At 39.3% G+C, this 23,578-nt stretch carries 23 protein-coding genes and 2 pseudogenes; 9 read left to right on the top strand and 16 right to left on the bottom strand.

The features are described 5' to 3' along the window. Nucleotides 1–22: 22 nt before the first annotated feature. The 4 genes from greB to radA form a co-directional block, all read right to left on the bottom strand. Complete coding sequence (gene greB / locus HMPREF0027_RS06290) at nt 23–511, bottom strand: transcription elongation factor GreB (RefSeq protein ID WP_005623163.1); 489 nt, start codon at nt 509–511, stop codon at nt 23–25. Between the two features lie 9 nt (nt 512–520). After that, nucleotides 521–1,456, bottom strand: coding sequence for a KpsF/GutQ family sugar-phosphate isomerase (locus HMPREF0027_RS06285; protein ID WP_005623160.1), 936 nt, complete (start codon nt 1,454–1,456; stop codon nt 521–523). A 127-nt stretch (nt 1,457–1,583) separates the two neighbouring features. Beyond that, nucleotides 1,584–2,867, bottom strand: a complete 1,284-nt coding sequence (gene pepB, locus HMPREF0027_RS06280) for an aminopeptidase PepB (protein WP_044024452.1) — start codon at nt 2,865–2,867, stop codon at nt 1,584–1,586. A 65-nt stretch (nt 2,868–2,932) separates the two neighbouring features. Further along, nucleotides 2,933–4,312, bottom strand: a complete 1,380-nt coding sequence (radA, locus tag HMPREF0027_RS06275) for a DNA repair protein RadA (protein WP_005623154.1) — start codon at nt 4,310–4,312, stop codon at nt 2,933–2,935. Between the two features lie 179 nt (nt 4,313–4,491). On the opposite strand from radA, the gene HMPREF0027_RS06270 reads away from it, so the two are divergent. Genes HMPREF0027_RS06270 through yacG form a run of 6 tightly spaced genes read left to right on the top strand, consistent with a single transcriptional unit; the run spans nt 4,492 to nt 9,025 of the window. Next, nucleotides 4,492–4,929 carry a pilin gene (locus HMPREF0027_RS06270; RefSeq protein ID WP_005623151.1) on the top strand — a complete coding sequence of 146 codons (438 nt, stop codon included), beginning with the start codon at nt 4,492–4,494 and terminating at the stop codon, nt 4,927–4,929. A gap of 20 nt (nt 4,930–4,949) precedes the next feature. Beyond that, entirely contained in the window at nt 4,950–6,335 is a 1,386-nt protein-coding gene (locus HMPREF0027_RS06265; protein ID WP_005623149.1) for a GspE/PulE family protein, read from the top strand. Further along, nucleotides 6,328–7,521 carry a type II secretion system F family protein gene (locus HMPREF0027_RS06260; protein ID WP_005623146.1) on the top strand — a complete coding sequence of 398 codons (1,194 nt, stop codon included), beginning with the start codon at nt 6,328–6,330 and terminating at the stop codon, nt 7,519–7,521. The genes HMPREF0027_RS06265 and HMPREF0027_RS06260 overlap by 8 nt, the downstream gene beginning before the upstream one ends. Next, complete coding sequence (locus HMPREF0027_RS06255) at nt 7,521–8,195, top strand: A24 family peptidase (protein ID WP_005623145.1); 675 nt, start codon at nt 7,521–7,523, stop codon at nt 8,193–8,195. The genes HMPREF0027_RS06260 and HMPREF0027_RS06255 overlap by 1 nt, the downstream gene beginning before the upstream one ends. A 21-nt stretch (nt 8,196–8,216) precedes the next feature. Then, nucleotides 8,217–8,855, top strand: coding sequence for a dephospho-CoA kinase (coaE, locus tag HMPREF0027_RS06250; RefSeq protein WP_005623142.1), 639 nt, complete (start codon nt 8,217–8,219; stop codon nt 8,853–8,855). Further along, nucleotides 8,837–9,025 (top strand): DNA gyrase inhibitor YacG, encoded by a 189-nt coding sequence (gene yacG, locus HMPREF0027_RS06245; RefSeq protein WP_005623139.1) that lies wholly within the window; start codon nt 8,837–8,839, stop codon nt 9,023–9,025. The genes coaE and yacG overlap by 19 nt, the downstream gene beginning before the upstream one ends. A gap of 76 nt (nt 9,026–9,101) precedes the next feature. Here yacG and holA read toward each other — a convergent pair whose 3' ends face one another. The 5 genes and pseudogenes from holA to HMPREF0027_RS06225 form a co-directional block, all read right to left on the bottom strand. Then, entirely contained in the window at nt 9,102–10,127 is a 1,026-nt protein-coding gene (gene holA / locus HMPREF0027_RS06240) for a DNA polymerase III subunit delta (RefSeq protein ID WP_005623136.1), read from the bottom strand. A 110-nt stretch (nt 10,128–10,237) separates the two neighbouring features. Then, complete coding sequence (locus HMPREF0027_RS06235) at nt 10,238–10,732, bottom strand: LPS-assembly lipoprotein LptE (protein WP_044024327.1); 495 nt, start codon at nt 10,730–10,732, stop codon at nt 10,238–10,240. 94 nt (nt 10,733–10,826) lie between these two features. Further along, nucleotides 10,827–13,412: a leucine--tRNA ligase gene (gene leuS / locus HMPREF0027_RS06230; RefSeq protein WP_005623131.1), complete on the bottom strand. Its 2,586-nt coding sequence runs from the start codon at nt 13,410–13,412 to the stop codon at nt 10,827–10,829. A 467-nt stretch (nt 13,413–13,879) separates the two neighbouring features. Further along, nucleotides 13,880–13,933 (bottom strand): annotated as a pseudogene (locus HMPREF0027_RS13155) (excalibur calcium-binding domain-containing protein); the annotation flags it as partial. Nucleotides 13,934–14,033: 100 nt separating this feature from the next. Continuing rightward, nucleotides 14,034–14,507, bottom strand: a complete 474-nt coding sequence (locus HMPREF0027_RS06225) for a hypothetical protein (protein ID WP_005623128.1) — start codon at nt 14,505–14,507, stop codon at nt 14,034–14,036. Nucleotides 14,508–14,887: 380 nt separating this feature from the next. Between HMPREF0027_RS06225 and pepE the strand changes: the two genes are divergently transcribed. After that, a complete protein-coding gene (gene pepE / locus HMPREF0027_RS06220) occupies nt 14,888–15,592 on the top strand; it encodes a dipeptidase PepE (RefSeq protein ID WP_044024326.1) in 705 nt (234 codons plus the stop codon). Nucleotides 15,593–15,602: 10 nt separating this feature from the next. Further along, a pseudogene (gene dcuC / locus HMPREF0027_RS06215) lies at nt 15,603–16,896 on the top strand (C4-dicarboxylate transporter DcuC). Between the two features lie 81 nt (nt 16,897–16,977). Here the strand turns inward: dcuC and serS are convergent. From serS to HMPREF0027_RS06195, 3 genes are all read right to left on the bottom strand, one after another. Continuing rightward, on the bottom strand, nt 16,978–18,285 hold the full coding sequence (serS, locus tag HMPREF0027_RS06210; RefSeq protein WP_005623120.1) for a serine--tRNA ligase: 1,308 nt from the start codon (nt 18,283–18,285) through the stop codon (nt 16,978–16,980). A gap of 116 nt (nt 18,286–18,401) precedes the next feature. Then, nucleotides 18,402–18,881: an SsrA-binding protein SmpB gene (smpB, locus tag HMPREF0027_RS06205; RefSeq protein ID WP_005623117.1), complete on the bottom strand. Its 480-nt coding sequence runs from the start codon at nt 18,879–18,881 to the stop codon at nt 18,402–18,404. A 676-nt stretch (nt 18,882–19,557) separates the two neighbouring features. Further along, nucleotides 19,558–20,967 carry a YcjX family GTP-binding protein gene (locus HMPREF0027_RS06195; RefSeq protein WP_005623113.1) on the bottom strand — a complete coding sequence of 470 codons (1,410 nt, stop codon included), beginning with the start codon at nt 20,965–20,967 and terminating at the stop codon, nt 19,558–19,560. Nucleotides 20,968–21,033: 66 nt separating this feature from the next. Between HMPREF0027_RS06195 and HMPREF0027_RS06190 the strand changes: the two genes are divergently transcribed. Next, nucleotides 21,034–21,873 (top strand): CYTH domain-containing protein, encoded by an 840-nt coding sequence (locus HMPREF0027_RS06190; protein ID WP_005623112.1) that lies wholly within the window; start codon nt 21,034–21,036, stop codon nt 21,871–21,873. A 165-nt stretch (nt 21,874–22,038) separates the two neighbouring features. Here HMPREF0027_RS06190 and HMPREF0027_RS06185 read toward each other — a convergent pair whose 3' ends face one another. Genes HMPREF0027_RS06185 through HMPREF0027_RS06175 form a run of 4 tightly spaced genes read right to left on the bottom strand, consistent with a single transcriptional unit; the run spans nt 22,039 to nt 23,577 of the window. After that, nucleotides 22,039–22,359, bottom strand: coding sequence for a hypothetical protein (locus HMPREF0027_RS06185; protein ID WP_005623111.1), 321 nt, complete (start codon nt 22,357–22,359; stop codon nt 22,039–22,041). Beyond that, a complete protein-coding gene (locus HMPREF0027_RS11725; protein WP_005623110.1) occupies nt 22,356–22,520 on the bottom strand; it encodes a YoaH family protein in 165 nt (54 codons plus the stop codon). Before HMPREF0027_RS11725 ends, HMPREF0027_RS06185 begins: the two co-directional genes overlap by 4 nt. Then, complete coding sequence (gene truC, locus HMPREF0027_RS06180) at nt 22,513–23,265, bottom strand: tRNA pseudouridine(65) synthase TruC (RefSeq protein ID WP_005623109.1); 753 nt, start codon at nt 23,263–23,265, stop codon at nt 22,513–22,515. The genes HMPREF0027_RS11725 and truC overlap by 8 nt, the downstream gene beginning before the upstream one ends. Next, nucleotides 23,266–23,577 carry a YqcC family protein gene (locus HMPREF0027_RS06175; protein ID WP_005623108.1) on the bottom strand — a complete coding sequence of 104 codons (312 nt, stop codon included), beginning with the start codon at nt 23,575–23,577 and terminating at the stop codon, nt 23,266–23,268. Nucleotide 23,578 lies beyond the last annotated feature (1 nt).

Genomic DNA, 23,578 nt, shown 5'->3' with positions numbered 1-23,578 from the left:
TTTGTCTACTATGCCTTTATGTCTAGTAAAGACCTTCTTTCTCGTACCAGATTTTGTTGATATATAGTAAGCTTTTGCCAAGTGGCGTATCCACCTTAATTTCATCATCCACTTCTTTACCGATTAACGATCGAGCTACCGGCGAATCAATCGAGATCCAATTCTTAGCCGGATCAAATTCATCACAACCGACAATCCGATATTGCTTAGTTTCACCTTGCTCATTTTCAAGCTCAACCCAAGCGCGAAAAAACACTTTGCCTTCTTGTTTCGGATGATAATCCACGATTTGTAACACTTCTAAACGTTTGGATAAAAAACGAACTCGGCGGTCAATTTCACGTAAACGACGTTTACCATAGATATATTCGGCATTCTCGCTACGATCATCTAAAGCCGCCGCTTCTGAAACCGCTTGTGTTACTTTCGGACGCTCATCTTTCCATAAAAATTTAAGCTCTTGATCTAAGGTTTGCCATCCGCTACGCGTAATATAATTTGATTTCGCCACAAAATATCCTTAATTTGAGAATTCCATAATACCGGACACTTTACCCTCGTCATTCAGCGCAATAAGCGAATGGATATGCAATTCTTTCATCATTTCTTCCGCCTTCGCTAAATAAGTATTATCCGAAATGGTTTTCGGATTTTTAGACATAATTTGTTCCGCTGTTTTCGTTAGGCTTCCAGCACCGAATTGAGCGAGCGTACGGCGAATATCACCATCAGTAATAATGCCCTGTAAATCTTCATTTTGCATAATCAGTGCAACTCCCATTCTGCCTTCATTCATCACACTTAAAATCGTACTGAAATCTGCATTTGGTTGCGCAATAGGTAACTTGGTTTGCATCACATCTTTCACGCGATTGAGTAATTTACGCCCTAAACTACCGCCCGGGTGGAAGCGAGCAAAATCTTCCGTTTTAAAACCTCGAGCATTGATTAATGCAATCGCTAGCGCATCGCCTAGCGCCATAGTCACTAGTGTTGATGTAGTTGGGGCAAGATTATTTGGGCAGGCCTCTCGTTCAACACCGATATTGAGAGTTAAATTGGCATATTGAGCCAGTGTCGAATGCGGATTTCCGGTCATCGCAATAATTGTATTACCAAAGCTTTTTAGGCTTGGTAATAATTTAATCACATCATCAGTTTCACCGCTGTTGGAAATAAGAATCACCACATCAATCGGTTTTAACATCCCTAAATCGCCATGGAACGCTTCGGTCGGATGTAAATAAAAACTCGGTGTGCCGGTTGAAGCAAACGTCGCTACCATTTTTTGCCCGACTAAACCGGATTTACCGATACCCGTAACCACGACACGGCCTTCACAGTTTAAAATCATTTCGATCGCTTGATTAAATGTACCGTCTAAACGCTGATTAAGCTGGTTAATTGCTTGGGTATAAAGGCTGAGAGTTTCGTTTGCGCTCGCTAAGTAATTCATATTTGTTCCTAAATGGCAAAATAGAAGTCAATTCGTAATATTATACACAAAGCAAAATAAAACTGCTTGTTTTACGCTAACTTTAGCGGAACAAGCGGTTAAATTTTCCAGAAATTTTACTAAAAGCTTATTGAGATAAAAGCAGATTCGCTAGGGTCTTCATCCCTAAACCGGTTGCACCGGCTGCCCATAAATCACTTGCTGTTTTACGGAAAGTGGCTGAGGCATCAATATGAAGCCAATTTTGTGAGTAATCTTTCACAAAGTACGATAAAAATGCGGTTGCCGTGCTTGCACCTGCACCAACCGGCACCATTCCGATATTGGCAATATCGGCAAATGATGACGAAATTTGTGAGCGATGAAATTCTTCAAACGGTAAACGCCAGAACGGTTCGTTTTCCGCTTTTGCTGCATTAAATAGGCGAGCGGTTAATTCATCATCCATAGAAAGTACCGAATGGTAGTCATTACCGACCGCCACTTTTGCGGCACCGGTTAAGGTTGCTGCATCAATGATAAATTTTGCATTTTGCTCACTTGCTTCAATTAGGCCATCCGCTAACACTAAGCGACCTTCCGCATCGGTATTCAACACTTCTGCACTAACGCCATTGCGATATTCGATAATATCGCCTAATTTAAATGCAGTACTACTTACCATATTTTCCGCACAGCATAAGTAGAGTTTTACACGTTGTGTTAAGCCACGACTGATTGCAAAGCCTAATGCACCAGTTAATAAGGCTGCACCGCCCATATCGGTACGCATGGTACTCATTGAGTCACTCAGTTTAATGCTATAACCACCGGTATCGAAGGTAATGCCTTTACCGACTAAACAAGCAAGCACAGGTGCATTAATATCACCGCTTGGATTGAAATCCAATTTGAGCAATGCCGGTTTATTTGCCGAGCCTTTACCCACTGTCCAAATGCCGTGATAACCCTGTTTTTTCAGTTCTTCACCGCAAATAATTTCAGCGGATACCGCATTTTTACCGAGATATTGCTCAGACTGTTTGGTAATAAACTCCGCCGATTTTTGCGCTAAACACTCAGGGGTAAGTGTTTCGGAAGATTCGTTAATTAAAGAGCGTGTAAAGCTAGAGCAGTGTACTCGCGCATCAAATTCCGCTTGTTGTCCGGCTAAGTCGGGATAACTTACGGTTCCTGAATTACGAACACTCACAAAACCTTGATGGAATGCCCAGCATTGTTCTAAGGCCCAATCAGAACCGGTAAGCACAGTATCCAAAATGCCTTGATTTTTAATTTTACGAGCAGCACGTTGAATAGTCGTTAACGGATCTTTTTGTAGGTGAATTGTCATACCTTGTTCATTGGCTGACAGAATTGCATTTTTGCCCCATTGCTCCGGAGCGGCTTGTTTCGATAATGTGATTTGCATTGCCATAAATAAGATTCCTATTGAATGAAAGTTTTTATATCGTAGCTAAATTTAAATTAACAAGATTATAAACTACCAAGCGTATCTAGCGCATCACTTAATTTTTTAACCCCAATCACTTCCATATATTTTATCGGTTTTTTCGGCATATTACCAAATGGCACGATTGCTCGTTTAAAACCGTGTTTTGCCGCTTCGCTAATACGTTCTTGACCACTCGGTACCGGACGAATTTCGCCGGCAAGTCCTACTTCACCAAAAATTACTAAGTCCTGTGGTAACGGGCGATTTCTAAAACTTGAGATCAGTGCCAAAATTAAAGCAAGATCGGCACTGGTTTCTGTGACTTTTACGCCCCCAACAACGTTAACAAAAACATCTTGGTCAGACATTTGCAGTCCGCCATGGCGATGAAGCACTGCAAGTAAGAGCGATAAGCGATTATGATCTAAACCGACCGCCACACGGCGTGGATTAGCTAACATAGAATGATCAACCAGCGCTTGGATTTCGACTAATAATGGGCGAGTTCCTTCCCAAAGAACCATAACAGAACTGCCTGAAACTAATTCATCACTACGGCTTAAAAAAATAGCGGATGGATTTTTAACTTCTCGTAAACCTTGTTCAGTCATAGCAAACACACCAAGTTCATTTACCGCGCCGAATCGGTTTTTTTGGCTTCGTAATGTTCTGAAACGTGAATCAGATTCACCTTCTAGCAATAATGAGGCATCAATAGCGTGTTCCAACACTTTTGGGCCGGCAAGCGTACCGTCTTTGGTGACGTGACCGACCATAATAATTGCTACTTGGCGTGTTTTGGCATAGCGGGTAAGAAATGACGCACATTCTCGTACTTGAGCAACGGATCCAGGTGATGATTGAATATCGGATAAATGCATTACTTGAATGGAGTCAATCACCATCAATTTGGGCTTTTCTTGATCGGCAATATTGCAAATATGTTCGACAGATGTTTCCGAAAGCATTTTCAGGTTATCAGTTGGTAGCCCTAAACGATTAGCACGCATTGCAACCTGTTGTAATGATTCTTCACCAGTGACATAGAGCGTCGGTAGCATTTTTGATAAGCAACACATTACTTGCAGTAATAGGGTTGATTTTCCCGCACCAGGATGCCCCCCGATGAGAATAGCAGAACCGGGCACAGCACCACCGCCGAGTACGCGATCAAGCTCATTAAACCCACTACTAAAACGAGGCACTTCTTGTAAGCTGATTTCGGAAAGTGTTTGTACCTTGCCTGAAGTCTCTCCAGCATAGCCACTGAAGCGGTCATTTTTGCTTGATTCTTTACTAGAGATTAAGCGAACTTCACTAATCGTATTCCATGCTTTGCACTCTTTGCATTGACCCATCCAGCGAGAATATTCTGCGCCACAATCATTACATACGTAAGCCGTTTTCGGTGCTTTTGCCATTTTGACCTCTATTTGATTTAAACCGATAAAATCATAGCAAAAAGCACTGAGTAAATAAACAGGTAAGAATTTGTTTTTGCGATCCTGATCGAGAATTTGATGTTCGGTTATCGCATTGATTTAAAACAGCTTGCAAACTAATAGAGCGCAATAAGCGTGGACAAAAAAGGAACTTATAGATGAAACACATAATTAAACCGATACAACAGGCATTTACCCTGATTGAATTAATGATTGTGATTGCAATCATTGCAATTTTAGCAACTGTGGCGATTCCTTCTTATAACAACTACACCAAAAAAGCGGCATTATCCGAACTGTTAGCGGCATCTTCTGCATATAAAACGGATGTAGAAATTTGTATTTATAACACTGGAGCTACCAATAGCTGTTCTAGTGGAGCCAATGGCATTAAGAATGGCGATGATCTTAAAAATTCTAAGTATTTAGATTCAGTTTCTGTAACTGCTGGTACTATAACCGTGAATGGCAAGGGCAGCGTAGCGGGATATGGTTATACACTTACACCGGATTATTCAAGTAAAACACTGACGTGGAAAACAACCTGTTCAGGAGAGGATAAAAGTTTATTCCCCGCAGCATTTTGCTCGGAATAATAATATAAGGAGGAAATCAAATGCAGTATTCCGTTTGTGATATGAATAGCCAGCAGGTATTTGATATCTCTGAATCCTTGTGGCAAAAAAATTGTGATGAAAAACATGTTTTATTACGTTATTTGGCTATGCCGATTCAAGAAAATGACGATACGCTATGGCTTGCAATTGATGATATGAATAATTTGAGTGCTTGTGAAATTTTTGCATTTATTGCGCATAAAACAATTGAACCTGTTTTGATTTCCTCCGATGAATTGAAGTATTTACTTAATCAACTTTCGCCGGAACAACAATCCGTATATGAAGAAACCGAGTTAAATTATCAATCGCCGGATAATTTAGAACTACTCAATCAAAATGACCCTATTATTCAGATTTTAGATAATTTATTTAAATTTTGCTTAAAGCAAAATGCTTCGGACATTCACTTTGAACCGCAAAAAGAGAAGCTACAGATTAGATTGCGTATTGATGGGGTATTGCGTATCTATAAAAGTTTATCGTTTAGCTTAGCCAATCGTATTATCACAAGGCTTAAATTGTTAGCTAAATTAGATATTAGTGAAACACGTTTACCACAAGACGGCCAATTTAATTTTAAGACGGTAACGGCTGAAATATTAGATTTTCGTGTATCCAGTTTACCCACGAGCTTTGGTGAAAAAATCGTTTTACGTTTACAAAAGAATAAACCTACTCATTTCGATTTTTTGGAATTAGGTTTTTCACCGGAACAAAAACAATTACTACTTACGGCATTACATCAACCACAAGGGCTGATTCTAGTGACAGGACCAACAGGCAGTGGTAAAAGTATTACGTTATATAGTGCGTTAAATTATTTAAATAATAGCGAACGGCATATTCTGACTGCAGAAGACCCGATTGAAATTGAGATAGAAGGGATTATCCAAACTCAAGTAAATCGTGCAATTCAATTAGACTTTAGCCAATTACTCAGAACATTTTTACGACAAGATCCGGACATTATTATGTTAGGAGAAATTCGTGATCAAGAAAGTGCTGAAATTGCATTAAGAGCAGCACAAACAGGGCATCTAGTGCTTTCTACATTACATACGAATGATGCGCCGTCTGCAATTGAGCGCTTACTACAATTAGGGATTAAAGAGTATGAGATTAAGAATTCGCTGCAACTGATTATTGCACAGCGTTTATTACGTAAACGTTGTCCGCAATGTGGCGGAAAAGGATGTGATAACTGTTATCACGGTTATAAAGGGCGAACGGGAATTTACCAATTACTTGCAAAACAAGGTAAATTTTTTGAAAAATCGACCGCTTATTTGGATTATGACAATTTACGAGCCAGTGCTGAACAAAAGTTAGCGGCTAACATAACAACAGTAGACGAAGTAAAGCGGGTGTTAGGTGATGGTTAGTATTTTTGAATTTCACTGGAAAGCGAAGAATCGTTTTCAACAAAAACAAAGTGGTATTTTATTAGCCCAAAATCATGCTGAGGCAGAACAAAAGCTCTTGGCAAAAGGTTATCAATATATTCATATTCAACGCAATTTTACTTTTTCTCGACAGCCTAAAGCAGATGAAGTTACTCAATTTCTTGCGCAATTAGCATTATTGATTAATGCTTCCATTCCTTTTAAACAAGCGTTAATGATGCAGCAGGAAAATTGTACGAATATTAAGTTATATCAATGGCTATTAGCTTTAAATGCTTCGATAAGCTCAGGATATAGTTTTTCTGCGAGTTTAGCGAAATTGAATCTTTATCTTTCTAAGCAGGAAATCCAATTAATTCGGATGGGCGAACAAAGTGGTAAATTAGGTGTGGTTTTGGAAAATATTGCTAAAACACGTAATCAAGCAGATAAATTGGCGAAGAAAGTTAGAAAAATTACATTTTATCCGCTGATTGTCTTAGTCATTTCGTGTGTATTGACGCTTGGGTTGTTAGTTTTTATTGTGCCTCAATTTGCCGATTTGTATATGGATAAGGCACAGAATTTGCCATGGTTAACGTCATTATTATTTTCTCTCTCTGCGTTTTTACGACAGAATGGGATATTTCTATGTTGTGGCAGTATAGTAGTGATGGGAGTGTTGCTCTGTTTTGCAAAAAAATTCGGAAATTTAACCGCTTGTCAGATGCATCTGTTGTCTTATATCCCCTACTTTAATCAAGTTATTCGTTACACGAGAATTATCTTCTTTACCCAGAATCTTGCACTAATGTTAAGTGCCCATCTGCATTTAGAAGTGGCTCTAAAAGCTTTTTTATCTGAGAAAATGCACGATCGACTTTTACAGGAACAAGTACGACTTACGTTATCTTTATTACAACAAGGGTATAAATTTTCGGAAGGATTAAACCCGGCAGTATTCACTCCACAAATGGTACAAATGATCACGATAGGGGAGAAAAGCGCTAATTTAGCGGTGATGTGTACGCAGATTAGCGATATTTATCAGCTGAAATTAGATTATCAAATAGATTTGCTTTCACAATTACTTGAGCCGATTTTAATGCTACTTATGGGGATTATTATTGGCACGGTTTTAATTGGGCTTTATTTGCCGATTTTTGATTTGGGGATTCTCGTATAATGGAAGCGGTTGAATTTAATCAATTTTTTGCGACGCTGATAGCATTTTTATTTGCATTTTGGTGTAAACGAGCCATCAAGTTATTTGCTAATCATATTAATCAACAAGTATATCAAGAATACAGTAGCTTATTGCCTCCTATACATAGTTATGACTATTTTAGTCAGCATTCAAAATTACAACCCAAACAAAGTTATTTGGCTAATTTTTTCTTCTGGGCTTTTCCATTACTTACATTTCATATTCCCTCAATGACACTCGCATTTTTATTGATGATTTTGCTGTTTTTGAGTGTGTTGGATTCTTGTTACTATTTAACGGATATTCGTTATGTTATTGCGATATTCGTTTTGGCTCTGGTCTATGAACCAATGGCTGCACATATAGAGACCTTATTGGGTTGTATATTATTTTTTACCTGCCTTCATTACGGAATTTTGTGGTTCTGGAAGAAAGAAGCATTTGGTATAGGCGATAGCTTAGTGATTAGCTCAATTTCGCCTTTGTTTAATATTGATGATATGTTGAAGCTAATCTTACTGGCTTGTGTTTCTGGTTGTATTTATTATTTTGGCTATCGAGCGATAATGAAGCATACTTTAGCAAAATTACCCTTTATTCCTTTTATTAGCTTTTCGACTTTCGTACTAATTATTGATAAAATCTATGTCTAATTATTAGTATGGGAATTAAAAATGACCTATGTAGTTGGTTTAACCGGCGGAATCGGAAGTGGCAAAACGACAGTCGCAAACTTATTTGCCGAACTCGGGGTGCCGTTAATTGATGCGGATATTGTTGCTCGCCAAGTGGTTGAAAAGGGGGCTCCGCTATTGAGCAAAATTGCCGAGCATTTTGGCGATGAGATTCTAACCTCTCAAGGTGAACTGGATCGAGCCAAGTTACGTCAAGTTATTTTTCATCAAGAACAAGAGAAAATATGGTTAAATAACTTGTTGCATCCGGCTATTCGTCAAGAGATGGTAAGCCAAATACAAGCCTGTCCCGCACCATATTTATTATTTGTAGTGCCGTTATTGATTGAAAATAACCTTACTGAATTTTGTGACCGAGTAATCGTCATTGATGTAGAGCCAGCCATTCAGCTGGAACGAGCAACCAAGCGAGATCAAAGTAAGGTTGAAACGATTAAAAGCATTATGGCATCACAAGTTAGCCAAACAGAGCGACTGCGTTATGCCGATGATGTGATTGAAAATAATTTGCCGTTGGAACAGGGGCTTGAGCGTATAAAAACACAAGTCTTTACCTTACACCAACAGTATTTAGATTTAGCAAAAGATAAGGAAAGCGAATGTCAGAAACTATCGTAAATTGTCCGACTTGTCATCAAGAAGTGATTTGGAAGCCGGAAAGTAAATATCGCCCGTTTTGTAGCGAACGTTGTCAATTGATCGATTTGGGTGAATGGGCAAATGAAGAAAAGCGTATTGCGGCAGTTGAGAATGATGTGATGACTTCGGATTTAGAAGGGCATTACTAACCAATAACTATGACGGAAGCTATTGCAAATTTATCATAAAATTTAACCGCTTGTAGTAGCTTCCGTACTCACTTTTCTATTCAAAATAGGCGGAAAAACGCTCTAATTCCAGCCAAATTTCATCACTAAATTCTTGTTTTACTTGCTTTTCCAATTCCGCTAAGCGTTGAATAAGTTGATACAATTTTTTATACGTTAAGCGTTGCAATGCAGTTTGATAAAAAGGACGGCGATTTTGCCAGACCTTCAAGCGGTCGAATTCCGCACGTAAATTACCCATATATAACGGCTGATTGCTATTTTGCACTGGTTGCGGAGAACGAGTAATTTCCAGTAGCACCAGTAGCTCTTTTTGAATAATACGTAACAAGACAACCGGTTGAACTTCTTCGTTTTGTAGGTGTTTTAAAATACGTTCCGCACGAGTAATTTTGCCTTCTAATAAGGCATCAATCCATTGAAATGGCGAGAATTGGGCGGCTTGTTCTACCACTTCTTTAGCGCGGGCCAGTGAAATTTTACCGTCATTAAAGCGAAGCTGTAACATTTGTAATACTTGTTTTAACGCTAATAAATTCCCTTCATAACTATAACAGAGTAGTTGCACAGCTTCCGGCTCAATCTGTAATTCCATCGCCTTGGCTCTATGTGAAAGCCAAGTCGGTAATTTAGCTATTTCTGGCGTTTGGCAATTGACTTGTATGGTTTGGGCTTCAATTTGAGTGAACCATGCTTGCTTCTCCATTGCCTTACTGAATTTGGGTAAGCAAAGGATAAGCAATAAATCCGCATGGCTAAAACGGCATAACTCCGCCACATTTTTCATTTGGGATGCGGTTGGCGCTTCCGGTAGGTTCAGAATAATAATTTGGCGATTAAAAAACAAGCCGTTTGACTGTGCCGCCTCAAACAGATCTTCCCATTTTGTGTCATTTGCAATACTGACTTCTTGCTTCTCATCGAAATCGGCTAAACGAGCGGCGTGCACAACCTGATCTTTACTTTCATTCAGTAATAAAAGATCATTTCCAGTCAAAAGATAGAAAGGAGATAGGCTTTTAGATAAAATATTAGGAAGTCCTTCAGGAAAAACTTTTTGCATATTGAAAACCACGGATTACACGGATAAACACGGATTGGTAGAATTTGCAAAAAATCGCAAAAATTCCACCGCTTGTTTGCATGAAATCCGTGTTATCAGTGGTTAATGAATTATTTCGTTTGATTTAATTCTTTGTGTAAGCCAGCCATTTTGATAATAAGCTGACGAGATGCCTGTTCGTACATATTTTTCATAATCATTTCTTGCTCTGCCGATTTTGCCAATGCAGCACGAGAATCATCAAAGAAAGTACGATGAACAGAAACTTCTAACGGATATGCACCTTTTTTCGGTACATCCACGATTGCTTGTACATTTAACGTAAGTAATTTTTCCGCTTCACGTGCTTGTTGAAACACCGAAACGACTTTACTGCCGCTTGAAGCACCAACAAGACGTAATTTAGCGACGCCTTCTGTAGCAGAAACTAATTCCACATCGTTAAGCTGTAACTGATGGCGTAATGTACGTGACATATCGCTATGTTGGTCAGCACTTTCAAATGTCAGTGTACGCAAATCTTGTGGTAAAACTTCATTGTTTTTGAAGTGCCAACCGCAAGCGGTTAAACCGAGAATGGCTAACAGCGTGAGTTTTTTTAACATTGGGAACTCCCGTTTAAATTGGTTTGTAGGAGGTACTAGTACGCCCTTTTCCATCATAATACAAATAAAGGGCGAACATAGTTCACCCCTATTATTAGGCTTTTACCGCAAAACTTAACATCTTATACGGTACATAGATTTCTTTCACGATTTCTACGCCTTCTAAGAATTTTGCTACGTTGGCATCCGCTTTCGCAATCTCTTTGACTTCATCTTCGGTTGCTGTTGCTGAAACGGTGACTTTACCACGTACTTTACCGTTTACCTGTACCACAACTAATTTCTCGTCTTCAACCATTGCTGATTCATCTGCAACCACCCATGGTGCAAAGTCAATCGTATTGTTGTTACCTAATGCTTGCCATAACTCGAAACAGATATGTGGCGTGATTGGGTAAAGCATGCGTACAACAGCACTTAATGCTTCCGCCATTACCGCTTTATCTTGTTCGTTTTCAAGCGGAGCTTTAGTCAACTTGTTCATTAATTCCATAATCGCAGCGATTGCGGTATTGAATGTTTGACGGCGACCGATGTCATCAGACACTTTCGCAATGGTTTTGTGTACGTCACGGCGAAGTTCTTTTTGTGCTTTGTTTAATGCTGTCACGTCTAATGCCGCTGTTGCAGAGTTTTGGCTGTATTCATACACTAAGTTCCACACACGACCTAAGAAGCGTTTTGCCCCTTCAACACCAGATTCTTGCCATTCAAGCGTCATTTCTGCCGGTGAAGCGAACATCATAAATAAACGTACCGTGTCCGCACCATATTTTTCTACCATTTCTTGCGGGTCGATACCGTTGTTTTTCGATTTCGACATTTTGGTCATACCGCTGTGAACTAACTCACGACCTTCCGGATCAGTCGCTTTGATGATACGACCTTTTTCATCACGTTCTAACGTCACTTGTGTTGGGCTAACCCAAATACGCTCGTTAGTCGGGCTAGTGTAGTAGAACGCATCCGCAAGCACCATACCTTGGCATAAAAGTTTAGTTACTGGTTCGTCAGAATTTAAAATACCCACATCACGCAACAATTTGTGGAAGAAACGGAAGTAGAGCAAGTGCATGGTTGCGTGCTCTATACCACCGATATATTGATCTACTGGTAACCAGTAATTCGCTTCATCCGAATCTAACATACCTTCATGATATTGTGGGCAAGTATAACGTGCGTAATACCAAGATGATTCCATAAAGGTATCGAATGTATCGGTTTCTTTTAACGCAGGTTTGCCGTTGTAAGTGGTTTTTGCCCACTCAGGATCAGCTTTAATCGGGCTTTGTACGCCGTTCATTACCACATCTTCAGGCAGAATTACCGGTAAATCTTGCATCGGTACGGTAACCACTTCGCCGTCTTCAGTAGTCATCATTGGGATTGGAGCACCCCAGTAACGCTGACGAGACACACCCCAGTCACGCAGACGGAAGTTTACTTGGCGTTTACCTACGCCCATTGCTTCTAATTTATCGGCAATCGCATTGAATGCACCGTTGAAGTCCAAGCCGTCAAATTCCATTGAATTGATGAGCTTGCCGTGTTCGGTGTAAGCCGCTTTTGAGAAGTCCCATTCAGCACCGTCAAGCGGTTGAATTACTTGATTAATTTGCAAATCGTATTTTTTTGCAAATTCAAAATCACGTTCATCGTGAGCTGGTACGGCCATTACCGCACCGGTACCGTAGTGCATTAATACGAAGTTAGCAACCCAAACCGGTACTTCTTTACCTGTTAGTGGGTGGATAGCGAACAGGCCTGTCGCCATACCTTTTTTCTCCATTGTTGCTAATTCTGCTTCGGCAACTTTGGTGTTTTTTGCTTCACGAATAAATTCAGCTAGTGCTGGATTATTTTCTGCTGCCATTTCGGCTAATGGGTGAGCTGCAGCAACCGCTACATAGCTTACGCCGAAGAACGTATCCGGACGAGTAGTGTAAACCGGTAATTCAGCATTTGAACCGGCGATTTTGAAGGTAATTTCAACCCCTTCAGAACGACCGATCCAGTTACGTTGCATTGTTTTTACTTGATCAGGCCATTGCGGAAGATTATCTAAGTGATTTAATAATTCTTCTGCGTAGTCTGTAATTTTGATAAACCATTGTGGGATTTCACGCTGTTCCACAGGCGTATCGCAACGCCAACAGCAACCTTCGTGAACTTGCTCGTTTGCAAGCACGGTTTCATCATTCGGACACCAGTTTACTGTTGAGGTTTTTTTATACACTAAACCTTTTTTATAAAGTTTAGTGAAGAACCATTGTTCCCACTTATAGTATTCCGGACGGCAAGTGGTTACTTCACGATCCCAGTCGTAAGAAAAGCCCAACATTTTAAGCTGACCTTTCATATACTCAATGTTTTCATAAGTCCATTTTGCCGGTGCAGTGTTATTTTTTACTGCAGCACCTTCTGCCGGTAAACCGAAAGCGTCCCAACCCATTGGTTGTAATACGTTTTTACCGATCATACGTTGATAACGAGAAACCACATCACCGATTGTGTAGTTACGCACGTGGCCCATATGCAATTTACCTGATGGATACGGCAACATTGAAAGGCAATAGTATTTCTCTTTTGTTACATCTTTAACCGCTTTAAAAACTTTATTTTCTGCCCAGAATTGCTGAACTTTAGGCTCAATTGCACTTGGGTTATATTGTTGTTGCATAAATTTTGACCTTTAAAACTTATCGAAAAAAATTGCGTCTAGGTCTAGCATACCGTAAAAATGCCTTTTTTTGAATGGAAAGCGGTAGGATTTTAGGGATTTTTTGCAAGTTTGTATAAAAATAATGCCTTTTAGGAAAACCAAAAAGGCATTGTCTTATTAATTTTTGATTTCGTAATATTCTGCTTTAGGCAAAACATTCGAAAGCAGAAATTATTTAATGGCTTATTGTTAAATAGATACAGTAGCTCAGCGCACCTAAAAACATAAAATCAAGAACTAACACATTGAAATTTCCTATAAGTATAGGTGAATAGAAATAACATCTTCATAATGCGGTAATAAATTTATTGAAGAGATAGCGGTTTTTTTCGACATAGAAAATGCACTATGCTTATTTTTTAACAACAAATTAATGAGAAAAGTTCCCAATAATTTATGTTATGTTTTCTAATGATAAAAGCTAATTAGCCGCATAAATTCTCACAAGGGACACCATCATGGTCTCTATCTAAACTATAATGACGTAAAAGATATTTATTACGCTAGAAAGGCGAATATTTATTTCTTTTTCTTGTTTTTTTTAATATTTTAGGTGGTTTTGAACGGAGAACTTTTTTGTTATTTTTCTTTTGTTTTTTCATATTTTGAGTATTGTTCTTTTTGTCTGACCTTCTCTGAACTATGTGCAGCTAAACGAGAAACAAACTGCTCTTTATTAATTTTTTCTAGATGTTTTGGAGAATAGGATGACCGAATTGTGATATGGGCTTCATCTTCCGTTTCTTTCATTTTAGGTAACGGAGTTGCAAAGCTATTACTTAAATAGGCTTGAGTTGGGTTTTCTTGAATAAGAGATTGTGCCGATGTCGGTGTATACACCATAGCGCGAGGAACGGTTGGTAGAATCTGCGGATTTTCAGACTCAGATTTTTCCGGTCCGCTTGTAAATAACGACAAACTTGCCATACAAAACCCAAATAAACCACCACAAGCATGACTAATAAGTTTATTTTTACCTTTTGTTTGTAGTGATTGAGAAACATAGTACCACGCGTACCAAAATGTTCCGACAAACAAAATAAGTGAAAGCATTATTAATTCCTATATAAGCTAAAAAAATAAAATAAGCGCCAAAAACAATGGAAATAATTATATTTATTAAGTCGGAATTTCTCAGTTTTTGGCGCAGGAGGTATAAATTAAAATTATTTTACTTCCTTAAGGTAAGACCTCCGCCTTGACAGCGATAAAAGTCTATCTTGTTTTTATATTATAAATATTGATTTAAATCAATTAATTTATGTAACTTTACAGAACTTTTTGTGAGGTGTGTTTTTTATACAAAAAATTATTTACATAACGAAATCTCAAGTCATTTTGTGATAAGCGTCAAAAAAGTAATATCTTATTTTTGCTTTTTATTTCTATCACAAGATAATGAGGCAAGAGATCTAGCAAAAGGAGAATCACATATGAAAAATATGCTGTTGATGAGCGGTTCAAAATATAAAGAAACAGCTTATTTAGTGCATACTTTGCCTTGGCTGGCACAATTTTTAGCTGATTATAAGGGTAAGAAAGTTGCTTTTGTTCCTTATGCAGGCGTACGTCGTTCGTTTGATGAATATGAAGCAACCGTAAAAAACGCCTTACAATCTTTAGAGGTTGAAATCGTATCGGTACATCGAGGTAAACAACATCGTGATCTTATCGAACAGGCGGATGTGATTGCCGTTGGTGGCGGTAATACTTTCTGCTTATTGAAGCAAATGTATGAACACAATTTACTGGAGGTTATCCGATCCAAAGTAAATCGTGGTACACCTTATTTCGGTTGGAGTGCCGGTGCGAATGTCGCAGGCAGCTCGATTATGACCACTAATGATATACCAATCACTTACCCACCTTCTTTTAACGCATTAAATCTCTTCCCTCACCAAATCAACCCGCATTTTATTTCCGGCAAAATGCAAGGACATAACGGAGAAAGTCGAGAAGAACGTTTAGAAGAATTTTTGGTTGTTAACCCTCAAGCTAAGGTTTATGCCTTGCCGGAAGGGACAGCATTACATATTCAAGGTGAACAAACGACCGTACTCGGTGAGCAAGATATTCTCTGTTTTAGTGAAAAAATGCAGCTTGTCAGAAAAGCAGTTAATTCAACATTTAATTACTAAGGAATTTGTTATGGATGAACTTAAACCTTTTGTTGCCATTATCGGCATTTTAGTCACAGTTTACCTACTGATAAAAAAATATGAAACAAGAACCGTGCTAATCGGTATCGGTTTGATTATGTCGGTTGTAACGCTTAATCCGATGGGAGCATTAGATGCTTTTGCTAAATCAATGACTTCAAGCGGTCTGATTATGGCGATTTGTGCCAGTATGGGTTTTGCCCTATGTGATGAAATATACCCAATGCGATACGCATTTGGTGCATTTGCTTACTAAACTGTTAAGCGGTTTGAAATTCTTTTTGATTCCGATTGCAACGATTCTGACTTTCTTTATCAATATTGCAATTCCATCCGCAGCGGGCTGTGCGGCAGCGGTAGGGGCAACTTTAATTCCAGTATTAAAAAGCGCAGGTGTACGTCCGGCAACCACAGGGGCGGCAATTCTAGCCGGTACGTTTGGTTCAATGATGAGTCCGGGTTCTTCTCATTCGGCAATGTTAAGTGAAATGTCAAATTTAACCATTACCGAAGTGAATTTAGCCCATGCACCTTATACAACGATTGCCGGTGTTATCGGAGCGATTGCTTTGACGGTCATGGCAATTATTTTGAAAGATTATGGTGAGGAACACCGTAAAGCCTATTTAGCTGAACAACAAAATGCAGAAAATAAATTTAGCGGCGTTAATCCGTTATATTCACTTGCACCGTTATTACCGTTAATTATTCTTGTTATTGGCGGTACGGAATTACAAAAGACACCGGGCTTAGAATGGACCCAAATGGGGGTGCCGCAAGCGATGTTAATCGGTGCGATTTATGCAATTATCGTCACTCGTATTTCGCCGGTCAAAATTACCGAAGAATTTTTCAACGGTATGGGGAATTTGTATGCTAATGTTCTTGGTATTATTATTGCCGCAAGTGTGTTTGTCTCCGGCCTAAAAGCAACCGGTGCAGTGGATTCGGCAATTGAATTCCTTAAACATTCAAATGAATTTGTACGTTGGGGAGCAACTATCGGGCCATTTTTAATGGGAATTGTCACCGGCTCGGGTGATGCGGCGGCAATTGCGTTTAATACTGCAGTAACACCTCATGCAGTGGAATTAGGCTATACCCATGTGAATTTAGGGATGGCGGCAGCGATTGCTGGTGCTATCGGTCGTACAATGTCACCGATTGCTGGGGTAACGATTGTTCGTACGGGGCTTGCGATGGTCAGTCCGATCGAAATGGTAAAACGTACCGCACCGGGTATGATTTTAGCAACATTATTTTTAGCGTTGTTTATGCTGTAATGTAACAATAAAAAAATAAGCGGTCTGAATTTGCAAAAAATTAACAAATTCAGACCGCTTGTGTTTATTTCAGTAGAGCGATTAAGCCGTAATCGCTTCCACTCCGCCCATATATGGACGTAATACTTCTGGAACAGTGATCGAGCCGTCAGCGTTTTGGTAGTTTTCAAGTACTGCAACTAAAGTACGACCCACCGCTAAACCTGAGCCGTTTAAGGTGTGAACTAAGCGAGTTTTCTTATCGCCTTTTGCTTTGCAACGCGCAGACATACGACGAGCTTGGAAATCCCACATATTTGAGCAAGAAGAAATCTCACGGTAAGTATTTTGTGCCGGTAACCAAACTTCTAAATCATAAGTTTTTGCCGACCCGAAGCCCATATCACCGGTACATAATAAAACTTTACGGTATGGTAAGCCTAAAAGTTGTAATACTTTTTCAGCATGACCGGTTAATTCTTCTAATGCTTCCATTGATTTTTCCGGAGCAACGATTTGTACCATTTCTACTTTTTCAAATTGGTGCATACGGATTAAACCACGTGTATCACGACCGTAAGAACCGGCTTCAGAACGGAAACACGGTGTATGTGCGGTACAGCGTAATGGTAATGTATCTTCATCAATGATTTCGTCACGTACTAAGTTAGTTACCGGTACTTCTGCGGTTGGAATTAAGCTAAACGGACGTTGTGTTTCGTTCGGATCTTGACCTGTTAATGGTTGAGTATGGAATAAATCTTCGCCGAATTTTGGTAATTGACCGGTACCGAATAATGTATCGTGGTTGACTAAGAACGGTACGTTTGTTTCGACATAGCCGTGTTGTTCAGTGTGAAGATCTAACATAAATTGTGATAAAGCACGGTGTAGACGAGCAAGTTTGCCTTTCATCACGACAAAACGGCTAGCAGTTAATTTTACGCCGGCAGCAAAATCTAAACCGTTTAACGCTTCACCTAATGCCACGTGATCTTTGACTTCAAAATCAAATTGACGAGGTTCGCCCCAACGTGATACTTCTAAGTTTTCGGTGTCGTCTTTACCTAGCGGCACTTCGTCAGCTGGTAAGTTCGGCACAGATAAGAGTAACTCACGAATTTCTGCTTGTACTTGGTCTAAAGCGACTTTCGCTTCATTTAATTCGTTACCCATGTTATCTACTTCCGCTAATAATGCAGAAATATCTTCGCCACGTGCTTTTGCCACACCGATGTTTTTCGAACGTGTGTTACGTTCTGCTTGTAGAGTTTCGGTTTTTACTTGAAGTGTTTTGCGTTGTTCTTCCAATGTTTTCACACGCTCTACATCAAGGGTAAAACCACGTTTAACTTTAAGCGCATTTGCAACATCGTCTAAATTAGTACGAAGAAGATTTTGGTCGATCATTTTTTATTCCTTAATTTTTAATTGTGACTACGGACGGCACAGATGGCTCGGAGATGTAAAAAACGGGTCAAATTTGACCGCTTTTTCCGTGCTTGCTGTTATCCGTAGTTTTGAAATTAGCCACGATTTGCGTTTTTCATAATACGTTGTTTTGCTACTTGCCATTCACGGTCTTTAATGTCTTCACGTTTATCGTGTAGTTTTTTACCTTTTGCTACGCCGACTTTCACTTTCGCCCACGCATTTTTCCAGTAGAGCGATAATGCCACAACCGTCATGCCGTCTCGATTTACTTTACCGAATAGCGAATCCAGCTCACGTTTATTCAATAACAATTTACGGGTACGAGCTGGGTCACAAACAATGTGAGTGGAAGCCATATTCAATGGGGTAATGGTTGCACCGAATAGAAATGCTTCGCCGTTACGAAATGTCACGTAACTATCGCCGATATTCGCCTTACCGGCACGCAGCGATTTTACTTCCCAGCCTTGTAATTCTAAGCCGGCTTCAATTTCTTCTTCGATAAAATATTCGTGACGAGCACGTTTATTTAGTGCAATCGTATTCGAAGCTACTTTTGGTTTTTTTGCCATAATTTAAAAAGATTGAGAAAAATTTATAAGATTCTACCGCAAAGCCGCCTAACAGTGAACAGTAACCGTTTAAAATCAAGCAACAAGCGGTTAAATTTGCGAAAAATTTTACATAATGGATAAGAATTATCCTAAATTGCGGTGTTGTTCGCATTTTGAGCAAATGTTTTTATATATACTATAGCGAGTATAGCTTTTTTAACACTTATTCAATTCATCGAGCTTACAGCGTTTTATAAACTTAAAGGATAAAAGTATGATTTTGGGGATTATTTGGCTTTTCTATTCGCTCTTTCTATATTTATATTTTGCGACATACTATCTATTCTTAGCGGTTTTTGGTCAGTATATTTCTGTGTCATTTATAACTTGGATATTTGTTATTTATCTATTTTTAGCTTGTAGAAAACAGTTACAATGGTGGAAAATAAAGCTTTCTTTAGTGCTTTATATCTATTTCACGGGTATTTTTATTCATTTAGTACAGTTTTCTATTATTACTTTTTGCTACCCAGGACATGAGATCTTTAGTTATGATTGGAAAAATTTTGGATTGGGACTTATTGGGATACCGATAGGATGGTTAGTTTACAAGCGAAGTAAAAAGTAATTAGCAATTAGAAAGCACATATCTATTCAGTTAGCTATGTGCTTTTTTATTCTAAACGGAATTGGTTTATTCCAACATATCCGCCAATAAGAATTGTAATACTGCATCCATACGCAAATGGGGAATAGGTTCGCCGTAGGCGAGCGGTTTAGGCTCGAATTGGTCGAACTCAAAGCGGTTAAACTGCCAATAATTTGTATTGGGCAAACGGCTCGGCACTGTGCCAGGGTAGAGCGTGACTTGTTTTTTATCGGTCGAACGAATGCCTCGAATCGCTTTAATTTGCGTACCGTTTTGGGTAACAACCACGGGATCGGTCGCTCGGATCGCCGAAATTGAGTGATAGCCGGTTTCAATACCATCAAAAGCAGCGTGTCGTCCGCCTTCTTGCACTAACTGGCGCATCAAGCTTTCTAAATTTGGTAGCTGATCGCTGGTGATATGATCTGCTTTGGTTGCGACAAATAATAGCTTATCGATATTGGATGAAAACAGGCGACGAAACAGCGAACGGTTGCCGTAATGAAAATGCTTGAATAATTGTTGCAAGCCGATTTTCATTTCTAAAAATGCCTCTAAGCTGAGGTTTAACGGCGTTAAACAATCGGCAAGAATCACTTGGCGGTCAAATTGCGAAAAATAGTCTTCATAAAACGGTTTGACAATCTTTTGCTGATATTGCGTATAACGCTTTTTCAGCATTTGAAATGTACTGTTTGCCGGTGCGGTTTCCAGTTTTTCCCAATCGGTTTCGCTTGAATCTAATAACGGGAAGAATTGAAAAACCGGCGCACCTTTTGAATTTTCAGTCGGTAAGACAAATCGTCCAGGCTGAATATATTGCATACCGGCTTGCTTACATTCCAATAAATAAGTGGTATAAATCTCGCTTAATTCGGCAAGTTGGTTTTCGTCCGCTTTGGCAAAAAGATCTAATTTTTTGACCACTTGTAACCAAGGCTGTGCCAGTTCCGCACGCTTGCCTTTATGTACTAATTGCTGTGCTTGCGACCATTGTTTGAAAGACTGCGAGAGTAGCGGTAAGTCCAACAACCATTCGCCCGGATAATCGAAAATATCCAAGTAGAGCGTACCGGTTTCTTTTAAATGTTTGATTAAACCGTCTTGACGTTGGTAGCGGATCGCTAAGCGAATTTCGCTGATACCGGTTGTGGAAGGCGCCCATACCGGCGGATCATTTTCCAAACATTGACGGTTTTTATCGTATTCAAAACGAGGAATGGTTAAATTGCCTTGTTCAACTCGTTTCACCGAGATAATTTGCCCATTGCGTGCTGCACCAAATAAATTGACGTGTGCATGGCTGTCTTTATTGATATGCAATAGCTGATCGACAAAACTGGTAATAAAGGCGGTTTTGCCGCTACGACTTAAACCGGTCACGGCAAGGCGAAGATGATTATCTAAACCACGTTGCACAAATTTGTGCAGTTTACTTTGGATTTTGTTAAACATTTCTCGAATATGCTGTAAATTGTTAAAATAAAATTAATTATACAACTAAATAAATGGGATACCTTAATGGAAAATGAAATCGAACTAAAAATCATGCTAAAAGCGGAGAATGTAGAAGTATTGGCGGATTGGTTTACGCAACAAAATGTTTTGTCGCAAGCGACCGATATATTAGGGAACACTTATTTTGATACGCCGGAGCAGTTTTTTGCTCAGCAAAAAATGGGATTACGTGTGCGTAACCATAATCAAAAATACGAGATGACTTTAAAAACTAAAGGTGAAATTGTCGATGGTCTGCATATTCGTCCGGAATATAATTTGCCGTTAGACAGCAATCAGCCGGATTTCAAGCGGTTAAATTCACACTTTAATTTGCAAATCCCGCAAGCGGAACAAATTGCGCAGCAACTTACGCCGACTTTTAGTACCGATTTTACTCGCCGTAAGTGGTTAGTACAGTGCAATCAATCGCAAATTGAAGTGGCATTGGATCAAGGTATGATTAAAAATGGTTTTGGCGAGGAAGCGATTTGTGAATTAGAGTTGGAACTTAAAAGCGGCAGCCTAAATGATATCTTGTTGTTATTAATGCAAATGCCACGTAAAGACGGTATGTGGTTTAGTAATTTAAGCAAAGCGCAGCGAGGCTATTTGGTTGGGCAAGCGGTTAAATTTAAGCAACAAATTACCAAAGAGATCGAGAGTAGTTCCGGTGAGGACTTACTGCAACAATTAGCGGATTATATTCGTACCGTTGAACAAGATTTAGAAGTATTGGATTATTTTAATCAATTGGCAGGTTTGCAACTAAACAGTTGGGCGGAGGCGCAACAATATTTAACTGGTAAAACTTATTTTGAAGAAAATCTAGCGAAAATCGAACAACGTTTAGCTAAAAACTAAAAAAGAACGCCACTACATTAAGTGGCGTTTAGTTTATTTTACAACTTCAAACGGTTGTGGAGGGAATACTACATCGTTCACTTGAATCGTGAGGCTATATTTCCCCGTTGGGTCAGTCTTTTCAAAGCCCCAACATTTATCTAAGCGTTCGTTATTCGAACTTTTTTATAATGTAGTAATGCGGTGAGTTTGTTGATCAGATGTTGAAACTACATTACCGTCTTCAGACGTTACTTTTAAGGTTGAAGGGGCTTGTAAAACTTCAACCACTTGGTTAGATGCTTTAAATGGCATATTAAATGCAACCCAACAAAGTTGGTGTTTTTTGCTGAGTGAAAGCTGATTGTTCGCCACTGGGTTTGGCACGTTACTGCTCATATCTAAAACTTGCATTCTGAGCATTGGTTGAGTGTTAACTGCCGGTTTGGTTTCCGCATAGCTTGAAACGCTCACAGCCGTGAGCGCAAGTGCAAATAATTTTTTCATGAATTGTTCTCCGATGTACTTTTCTGATGTGCTTCTCTTAGACGATTAGCAATAATTTGAATCGCTTCGCCGCTGCTCACGCCTTGTGTCATCAGTTCTTGAATTTGTTCGACAGCAGCTTGTTGCCGCTCGTGTGTTAAAGAAAGTAATGCGTTATCCATATTTGCTCTTATCAGATTGAAAAAAATTTGGGAAGTTCCAGTTAAATGTAATAAATAAATTTTGCCATTGTTCATCAAGCGGTGCAAAAATTTCGATTTTTTGCGCTGTTTTCGGATGCGTAAATTTCAAAAAATGCGAATGTAGCATTAATCGGTCGCAACCGGTTTTCTCAGTTAGAGTACGATTTTGGTGTAAGTCACCGTATTTTGTATCGCCCATAATTGGATGAAATAAATGCTTCATATGGCGGCGCAATTGATGTTTACGCCCAGTTTTCGGTAATAATTCAACCAAACTGTAACGTGCCGTTTGGTGTTTGCCTGCCGGATAAGGCATTTCGACACTTGCAAGATTTTGGGAAAAAGTGACCGCTTGTTGTGCTTCTTTCGGTTGAGAAAACTTATCGGCAATCTTGTCTAAAATCACTTTTAGCGGATAATCGATCTCGCCTTTGTCGAGCAGATAGCCTCGCACTACCGCCAAATAGCCTTTTTCCATTTGATGCTGTTCAAATTGCTCGCTCATTAAACGAGCCATTTCACTATTCAGTGCAAATAATAAAACACCTGAAGTGGGGCGATCTAAGCGATGAATCGGGAAAACATGTTGACCGATTTGATCACGCAAGGTTTGCATTGCAAACTGCGTTTCGTGTTTATCTAGCCATGAACGGTGAACTAACATTCCAGCCGGTTTATTAATCGCAATCAGTTCATCATCACGGTATAAAATTTCCAGTTCCATTTAGTCCTTTAATAATAATTCAATCAATAACACTGGCTGATGAATCGCTTTTAAATAGCTTTCGTCTTTTAGGGCTTCTTCCAAGTAGGGCGTAATCGAAAAGTTGCGGGGTAAATCCGCACCAGCGTCTAAAAGTGCGTGCATCCGAGGAATAAAAATCCATTGTAACCATTGAGTTGGGCTAAGCGTTCCGATACAAAACGGTTGATCATTCGCTAAATCTTCCAAACTAGGTGCAACCGCATCCCATTGCTTATGTGTGCGTAATGCAATTTCTAAATCGGTTAAATGTTGTCTAACTTTTGTTTTCATA

It is taken from the genome of Actinobacillus ureae ATCC 25976 (assembly GCF_000188255.1).
Lineage (GTDB): Bacteria > Pseudomonadota > Gammaproteobacteria > Enterobacterales > Pasteurellaceae > Actinobacillus > Actinobacillus ureae.
Note: the sequence above shows the minus strand (reverse complement) of the source record. Positions and strands in the feature narration are given on the sequence as shown.

Bases quoted from the DNA above. Each gene is read 5' to 3' on its own strand.
- HMPREF0027_RS06285 (WP_005623160.1), bottom strand. From the start codon at position 1,456: ATGAATTACTTAGCGAGCGCAAACGAAACTCTCAGCCTTTATACCCAA.
- pepB (WP_044024452.1), bottom strand. From the start codon at position 2,867: ATGCAAATCACATTATCGAAACAAGCCGCTCCGGAGCAATGGGGCAAA.
- radA (WP_005623154.1), bottom strand. From the start codon at position 4,312: ATGGCAAAAGCACCGAAAACGGCTTACGTATGTAATGATTGTGGCGCA.
- HMPREF0027_RS06270 (WP_005623151.1), top strand. From the start codon at position 4,492: ATGAAACACATAATTAAACCGATACAACAGGCATTTACCCTGATTGAA.
- HMPREF0027_RS06265 (WP_005623149.1), top strand. From the start codon at position 4,950: ATGCAGTATTCCGTTTGTGATATGAATAGCCAGCAGGTATTTGATATC.
- HMPREF0027_RS06260 (WP_005623146.1), top strand. From the start codon at position 6,328: ATGGTTAGTATTTTTGAATTTCACTGGAAAGCGAAGAATCGTTTTCAA.
- HMPREF0027_RS06255 (WP_005623145.1), top strand. From the start codon at position 7,521: ATGGAAGCGGTTGAATTTAATCAATTTTTTGCGACGCTGATAGCATTT.
- coaE (WP_005623142.1), top strand. From the start codon at position 8,217: ATGACCTATGTAGTTGGTTTAACCGGCGGAATCGGAAGTGGCAAAACG.
- yacG (WP_005623139.1), top strand. From the start codon at position 8,837: ATGTCAGAAACTATCGTAAATTGTCCGACTTGTCATCAAGAAGTGATT.
- holA (WP_005623136.1), bottom strand. From the start codon at position 10,127: ATGCAAAAAGTTTTTCCTGAAGGACTTCCTAATATTTTATCTAAAAGC.
- HMPREF0027_RS06235 (WP_044024327.1), bottom strand. From the start codon at position 10,732: ATGTTAAAAAAACTCACGCTGTTAGCCATTCTCGGTTTAACCGCTTGC.
- leuS (WP_005623131.1), bottom strand. From the start codon at position 13,412: ATGCAACAACAATATAACCCAAGTGCAATTGAGCCTAAAGTTCAGCAA.
- HMPREF0027_RS06225 (WP_005623128.1), bottom strand. From the start codon at position 14,507: ATGCTTTCACTTATTTTGTTTGTCGGAACATTTTGGTACGCGTGGTAC.
- pepE (WP_044024326.1), top strand. From the start codon at position 14,888: ATGAAAAATATGCTGTTGATGAGCGGTTCAAAATATAAAGAAACAGCT.
- serS (WP_005623120.1), bottom strand. From the start codon at position 18,285: ATGATCGACCAAAATCTTCTTCGTACTAATTTAGACGATGTTGCAAAT.
- smpB (WP_005623117.1), bottom strand. From the start codon at position 18,881: ATGGCAAAAAAACCAAAAGTAGCTTCGAATACGATTGCACTAAATAAA.
- HMPREF0027_RS06195 (WP_005623113.1), bottom strand. From the start codon at position 20,967: ATGTTTAACAAAATCCAAAGTAAACTGCACAAATTTGTGCAACGTGGT.
- HMPREF0027_RS06190 (WP_005623112.1), top strand. From the start codon at position 21,034: ATGGAAAATGAAATCGAACTAAAAATCATGCTAAAAGCGGAGAATGTA.
- HMPREF0027_RS06185 (WP_005623111.1), bottom strand. From the start codon at position 22,359: ATGAAAAAATTATTTGCACTTGCGCTCACGGCTGTGAGCGTTTCAAGC.
- HMPREF0027_RS11725 (WP_005623110.1), bottom strand. From the start codon at position 22,520: ATGGATAACGCATTACTTTCTTTAACACACGAGCGGCAACAAGCTGCT.
- truC (WP_005623109.1), bottom strand. From the start codon at position 23,265: ATGGAACTGGAAATTTTATACCGTGATGATGAACTGATTGCGATTAAT.
- HMPREF0027_RS06175 (WP_005623108.1), bottom strand. From the start codon at position 23,577: ATGAAAACAAAAGTTAGACAACATTTAACCGATTTAGAAATTGCATTA.